Here is a 5,893-nt window from a genome sequence, read left to right as displayed (position 1 = left end):
CCGGGGCGGGGGCCGGTGCCCCGGCCCGCCCGGCCGGCACGGCGTCGGCGAACGGGTCACCGCCGAGGGAGACGAACTTCTCCACGTGCCGGCGCGAGCGTGGCACGTCCAGCGCGGTGAGCGCGGTGGTGGCGGCCTTCATGAACGGCCGCGGCCCGCACACGAACGCCTCCCGGTCGGCGTACGGCGCGGCCCACGTGCGCAGTGCCTCCGCGGTGGGCAGGCCCTGCAGCGACTCCAGCCAGTGCGACACGGTCAGCCGGTCGGGGTGGTCGGCGACCAGTTCCCGCAGCGCACGCGCGAAGATCACGGAGTGTTCGTCCCGGTTGGCGTAGCACAGCGCCAGACGTCCGCGGCCGCGCGCCAGCACCGCCCGCACGAGGGACATCACCGGGGTGATGCCGCTGCCCGCCGCGAACAGCACGAGGTCGTCGTCCAGTGAGGACGGTGTGAAGTTCCCGGTCGGGTCGAGGACCTCCAGCTCGGTCCCGGGCTCCACGTGGTCGCACAGCCAGTTGCTGGCGTAGCCGTCCCCGTCCCGCTTGACCGTCACCTGCGGCGGCGCGCCCAGCCCGGGTGCGCTGGACAGGGAGTAGCAGCGGGCCACGGGGCCGCGCCCGTCGCCCGGGACCCGCACGGTGAGGAACTGGCCGGGCCGGTAGTCCAGGTCGTCGGCGTCGAACACGAACGACCGCGCCGCGTCGGTCTCGTCGATCACCTCGGACACCCGCAGGATCCGGGACACGGGTGCGTTCACGACTCCGCGCCCCCTCCGCTCGCCCCGGCGCGTCCGCCGGTGGGCTCCGGTGCGGCGGCCAGGTGGCGCGCGGCGCGGTAGCCGAACACCATCGCCGGGCCGATGGTCGCCCCGGGGCCCGCGTAGGTCCGGCCCATGACGGCGGCGCTCGTGTTGCCCGCGGCGTAGAGGCCGTCGATCACGGTCCCGTTGCCGCGCAGCACCCGGCCGTGCACGTCGGTACGCAGCCCGCCCTTCGTGCCCAGATCGCCCGGCACGATCCGCACCGCGTGGAACGGCGCCACGTCGAGCGGCCCCAGACTCGGGTTCGGCCGGTTGCGCGGATCGCCGTAGTAGTGGTCGTAGGCACTGCGGCCGCGGCCGAAGTCGGCGTCCTCGCCCACGCGGGCGAAGCCGTTGAACCGCTCGACCGTGGCGGACAGCGCGTCCGCGGGAACACCGATCCGCTCGGCCAACTCGGGGAGGGTGTCGGCCTTGGCCGCCACCCCGGTCTTGTACCAGCGGCCCGGGAACCGCTGCCGCGGGCCGAGCCCGGTGAACATGTACCGGTTGCGGTAGCGCTGGTCGAACACCAGCCAGGTCGGGATGTTCTCCGCCGGGCCGTCGCCCTCCCCGTACATCGCGTGCACGGTCTCCACGTACGGGGCGGACTCGTTGACGAACCGTTCGCCCCGGTCGTTGACCAGCAGGCACCCCGGGCGCGAGCGCTCGGCGAGTGCGAACCACGGCCCGCCGGGCAGCGGGATCGTCGGCCCCCACCAGGCCTCGTCCATCAGGTCGACGTCCGCGCCGAGGGCCGTCGCCGCGCGGATCCCGTCCCCGGTGTTGGCCTTCGCACCGACCGTCCACTCCGTGCCGATCGGTTCCCGCTGGTGCCGCCTGCGCAGCTGCTCGTCGTGTTCGAAGCCACCGGACCCGAGTATCACCCCGCGCCGTGCGCGGAGGACGACCCGCTGCCCGCCGCGTTCGACCACGACGCCGGTGACCGTGTCGTCCTCGGTGTGCAGGTCCACCATCGGGGTGGACAGCCGGACGGGCACGCCGCTGCGGGCCAGGCCCGCGCGCAGCCCCGCGGCCAGTGCCTGGCCCATGGACAGCAGCCGCCGTCCCCGGAGCCTGCCCGCCAGCCACCGGGCCCCGAGCCGCAGCAGGTGCCAGGTGCCCCGGGGGTGGCGGGCGAGCAGGCTCAGCCACCGGAAGTCCGCCTGGGTCAGCGGCACCCCGAGGGGCGGGGCGCTGTAGGGGGGTTCGAGGTTTTCGATCTCGTCACCGAGGACGGTGGCGTCGAACGGCTCGGGCTCCACCGACCGGCCGCCGGGCCGTCCGCCCGGGGCCTCCGGGTGGTAGTCGGAGTAGCCGGGCACCCAGCGCAGCCGCAGCGGGGTGTGCCGCTGGACGAAGGAGACCACCTCGGGGCCGGTGTCCAGATAGGCGCTGCGCCGTTCGGGGGAGACGACGTCGCCCACGATCGAGGCCAGGTAGCGCTCGGCGTCGGCCGGGGTGTCGGAGACGCCGGCGGCCTGCAGGGTCTCGTTGTTCGGGATCCACACCCCGCCGCCGGAGCGGGCGGTGGAACCACCGAAGTGCGCGGCCTTCTCGACCACCACCGCCGACAGCCCCTCGTGCGCGGCGGCCAGCGCCGCCGTCATCCCCGCCGCGCCGCTGCCCACCACGACGACGTCGAACTCGGTGGCCCCGGACCCGCCCTCGGATCCGGCCTCGGATCCGGCCGTGGTGCCGGTGTCGGCGGCCGCGTGGTCGTGGGTCATCGGACCTCCTTCTCGGGAACACGGTGCCGGGTTCCGCCCTGCGGCCGGCGTCCCGGGACCGTCCTACGAGAACATGTTCCATGCGGAGGGTAGGCCGCCGGTCCCAGCGAGTGGAATCCGGAGTCGCGGCACTGTGAGTGGTTTCTCCATGGTGGGGCCGGGATGACAAGAACGAGAACATGTTCTAGTCTCAGGCGGCGTTGTACCAGTCCAACCCGGTAGGAACGAGGCACAGATGAGCGAGGGCACCGACGCGGTGATCGCCGGGATCGAGGAGCTGCTGCCGGCTCTGCGCGACCGTGCGCAGGAGGCCGAGGACGCGCGGCGCGTCCCGGAAGAGTCGATCAAGGCCCTGGCCGATGTCGGCTTCTTCAAACTCCTGCAACCCGCCCGGTACGGCGGCTATGAGGCCGACCCGGTGACCTTCTACACGGCGGTCCGGTCACTCGCGAGCGCGTGCGGGTCCACCGGCTGGGTCGCCTCCATCCTCGGCGTGCACCCCTGGCACCTCGGCCTGTTCGACGACCGCGCCCAGCAGGACGTGTGGGGTTCGGACACCGGAACCCTGGTCTCGTCGTCGTACGCACCGATGGGTAAGGCGACGGTCGTCGACGGCGGTTACCGGCTGTCCGGCAAGTGGAGCTTCTCCTCCGGCTGCGACCACGCCACGTGGGTGCTGCTCGGCGCGCCCGCGTTCACCGCGGACGGCGACCCGGTCGACTTCTGCACCTACCTCGTCCCGATCTCCGACTACACGATCGAGGACGTGTGGGACACCGTGGGCCTGCGCGGCACCGGCAGCAACGACATCGTCGTCGACGACGTGTTCGTGCCCGCCCACCGCGTGCTCAGCTTCGTGGCGACGTCGAAGTGCCGGACCCCCGGCCAGGAGGTGAACACCGGCCCGCTGTACCGGCTGCCGTACGGGTCGGTGCACCCGAGCACCATCACCGCGCCGATCATCGGCATGGCGCAGGGCGCCTACGACGCGCACGTGGCCTACCAGCGCGAGCGGGTGCGCGCCTCGTACATGGGTGAGCAGTCCAAGGAGGACCCGTTCGCCAAGGTCCGGATCGCCGAGGCGGCCAGTGAGATCGACGCGGCGTGGCTGCAGCTCACGCACAACATCGACGAGCTGTACCAGCTGGCCCGCCGCGGCGAGAAGCTGCCGTTCGACACCCGGCTGCGGGTGCGCCGCGACCAGGTGCGCGGCACCGAGCGCGCCATCGCCGCGATCGACCGGCTCTTCGAGAACTCCGGGGGTCGTGCGCTGCGCGCGGGCACCCCGATCCAGCGCTTCTGGCGTGACGCGCACGCGGGCCGGGTGCACGCGGCCAACGACGCCGAGCGGGCGTACCAGATGTTCGGCACCGGCACGTTCGGCCAGACCGTGGAGAACGCCATGGTCTGACCGGAGTCCGACGCCCCGGTCCGCCCCGGACCGGACGACCGACCCACCCACGAGACGAACGGATGACGCACATGGGTATTCGCTCCCTGGGCTACCTCCGCATCGAGGCCACCGACATGGCGGCCTGGCGCGAGTACGGGCTGAAGGTGCTCGGCATGGTCGAGGGCTCCGGTGACGACCCGGACGCCCTGTACTTCCGGATGGACGAGTTCCCCGCGCGGCTGGTGATCGTGCCGGGGGAGACCGACCGGCTGGCGCAGGCCGGGTGGGAGGTCGCCCACGCCGCCGAGCTGGACGGGATCCGCCGGAGCCTGGCCGAGCACGGGGTGCCGTTCAAGGAGGGCTCGGCCGAGGTCTGCGCCGAGCGCCGGGTGGACGAGCTGATCACGTTCGAGGATCCGTCCGGCAACACGTTGGAGATCTTCCACGGCATCGCGTTGCAGCACCGCCGGGTGGTCAGCCCCTACGGGCACACGTTCGTCACCGGCGAGCAGGGCCTGGGGCACGTGGTGCTGTCCACCCACGACGACGAGGCGTCCCTGCGGTTCTACCGGGACGTGCTCGGCTTCCGGCTGCGCGACTCGATGAAGCTGCCGCCGCAGGCGGTGGGCAGGCCGGAGGACGGCAAACCGGCGTGGCTGCGGTTCCTCGGCTGCAACCCGCGCCACCACAGCCTCGCGTTCCTGCCGATGCCCACCCCGAGCGGCATCGTGCACCTGATGGTGGAGGTCGAGAACTCCGACGACGTGGGCCTGTGCCTGGACCGGGCCCTGCGGCGGGAGGTGCCGATGTCGGCCACGCTCGGGCGGCACGTCAACGACCACATGATGTCGTTCTACATGAAGACGCCGGGCGGCTTCGACGTCGAGTTCGGCTGCGAGGGCCGCCAGGTCGCCGACGACACGTGGATCGCCCGGGAGAGCACCGCGGTGAGCCTGTGGGGCCACGACTTCTCGGTGGGAGCGCGGCAGTCGTGACCCGCAGCGCACCCACCGTGGATCCGACCCGTTTCCGGTCGGTGCTCGGGCACTTCTGCACCGGGGTGGCCGTGGTGACCGCGCACGACGGCGACGCGCCCGTCGGGTTCGCCTGCCAGTCCTTCGCGGCGCTGTCCCTGGAACCGCCGCTGGTGCTGTTCTGCCCGGCGAAGTCGTCGCGGACGTGGCCGGTGATCGAACGGGTGGGCACGTTCGCGGTGAACGTGCTCTCCGGCGACCAGCGCGACGTCAGCGCCACCTTCGGCGCGCGGGGCGCGGACAAGTTCGCCGCCGTGGACTGGTCCCCGGCCCCGTCCGGCGCCCCGGTGCTGACCGGGTCGCTGACCTGGATCGACTGCGCCATCGAGGCGGTGCACGAGGCCGGTGACCACTACGTCGTGGTGGGCCGGGTGACCGAGCTCGGGGACGTCTCGGACGGCCGCCCGCTGCTGTTCTACCGCGGCCGCTACACCGTCACCGAGCCGGAGGCCGTGGAGGAGATGTTCACCTGGCCCCGCCCGGACGACTGGTTCTGACCTCCGCGGTGCCTGCCGACCTTCTCCAGGTCGAGAGGATGCGACGGATCTCCTCGTCCTCCAGGTCCGCGGCCACCCGGAGCGCGTGGTCCAGCGGACGGATGGGCTCGCCCATCGAGAAAGTCGGTGTACCGGGACGGTCCTCGTGATCGGTCATCGGGTAGCACGATACAACACCGTGGCGTGGTGGGAAGTTCGCCGATCTCCGAGCGGCGCGTTCGGGATCCGGGTCGGGAGCGACCGCGTCCGCATGCCATCGTCGACGTATCGAGGAAGTCGACGGGGTTCCTCAGCACCGGAGGGAGCGGGCGATGGAGAGCGGGCGTGTGGCGGTGGTGACCGGGGCCGGCTCGGGGATCGGGCGGGGCGTGGCGCTCGCGTTGCTCGGGCACGGCTACCGGGTGGCGCTGGCCGGGCGGCGGGAGGACGCGCTGCGGGAGACG

Annotated in this window: 6 protein-coding genes; 4 read left to right on the top strand and 2 right to left on the bottom strand. The window is 72.6% G+C overall.

Features of this window, described 5'->3' with window-relative positions; translation table 11 throughout:
* Positions 1 to 757, bottom strand: a 757-nt coding sequence (locus tag ACTIR_RS22495) for an FAD-binding oxidoreductase (RefSeq protein ID WP_084789385.1), incomplete at its 3' end; no start/stop codon positions are given.
* Entirely contained in the window at positions 754 to 2,526 is a 1,773-nt protein-coding gene (gene kstD / locus ACTIR_RS0109235; RefSeq protein WP_084789383.1) for a 3-oxosteroid 1-dehydrogenase, read from the bottom strand. The genes kstD and ACTIR_RS22495, both read right to left, overlap by 4 nt.
* A 235-nt stretch (positions 2,527 to 2,761) precedes the next feature.
* On the opposite strand from kstD, the gene hsaA reads away from it, so the two are divergent.
* The 4 genes from hsaA to ACTIR_RS22490 all read left to right on the top strand — a co-directional run.
* On the top strand, positions 2,762 to 3,937 hold the full coding sequence (gene hsaA, locus ACTIR_RS0109230) for a 3-hydroxy-9,10-secoandrosta-1,3,5(10)-triene-9,17-dione monooxygenase oxygenase subunit (protein WP_026454048.1): 1,176 nt from the start codon (positions 2,762 to 2,764) through the stop codon (positions 3,935 to 3,937).
* A 71-nt stretch (positions 3,938 to 4,008) separates the two neighbouring features.
* Complete coding sequence (gene hsaC, locus ACTIR_RS0109225; RefSeq protein WP_026454047.1) at positions 4,009 to 4,914, top strand: iron-dependent extradiol dioxygenase HsaC; 906 nt, start codon at positions 4,009 to 4,011, stop codon at positions 4,912 to 4,914.
* Positions 4,911 to 5,450 carry a 3-hydroxy-9,10-secoandrosta-1,3,5(10)-triene-9,17-dione monooxygenase reductase subunit gene (gene hsaB, locus ACTIR_RS0109220; protein WP_026454046.1) on the top strand — a complete coding sequence of 180 codons (540 nt, stop codon included), beginning with the start codon at positions 4,911 to 4,913 and terminating at the stop codon, positions 5,448 to 5,450. Before hsaC ends, hsaB begins: the two co-directional genes overlap by 4 nt.
* A 311-nt stretch (positions 5,451 to 5,761) precedes the next feature.
* The coding region (locus tag ACTIR_RS22490) for an SDR family NAD(P)-dependent oxidoreductase (protein WP_034239205.1) at positions 5,762 to 5,893 on the top strand (132 nt) is incomplete at its 3' end.

The organism is Saccharomonospora iraqiensis subsp. iraqiensis (assembly GCF_000430445.1).
GTDB classification, from domain to species: Bacteria; Actinomycetota; Actinomycetes; order Mycobacteriales; family Pseudonocardiaceae; genus Saccharomonospora; species Saccharomonospora iraqiensis.
Note: the sequence above shows the minus strand (reverse complement) of the source record. Positions and strands in the feature narration are given on the sequence as shown.

What these genes read in the sequence shown, in the direction of transcription:
- hsaA (WP_026454048.1), top strand. Translation starts at nt 2,762, where the DNA reads ATGAGCGAGGGCACCGACGCGGTGATCGCCGGGATCGAGGAGCTGCTG.
- hsaC (WP_026454047.1), top strand. Translation starts at nt 4,009, where the DNA reads ATGGGTATTCGCTCCCTGGGCTACCTCCGCATCGAGGCCACCGACATG.
- kstD (WP_084789383.1), bottom strand. Translation starts at nt 2,526, where the DNA reads ATGACCCACGACCACGCGGCCGCCGACACCGGCACCACGGCCGGATCC.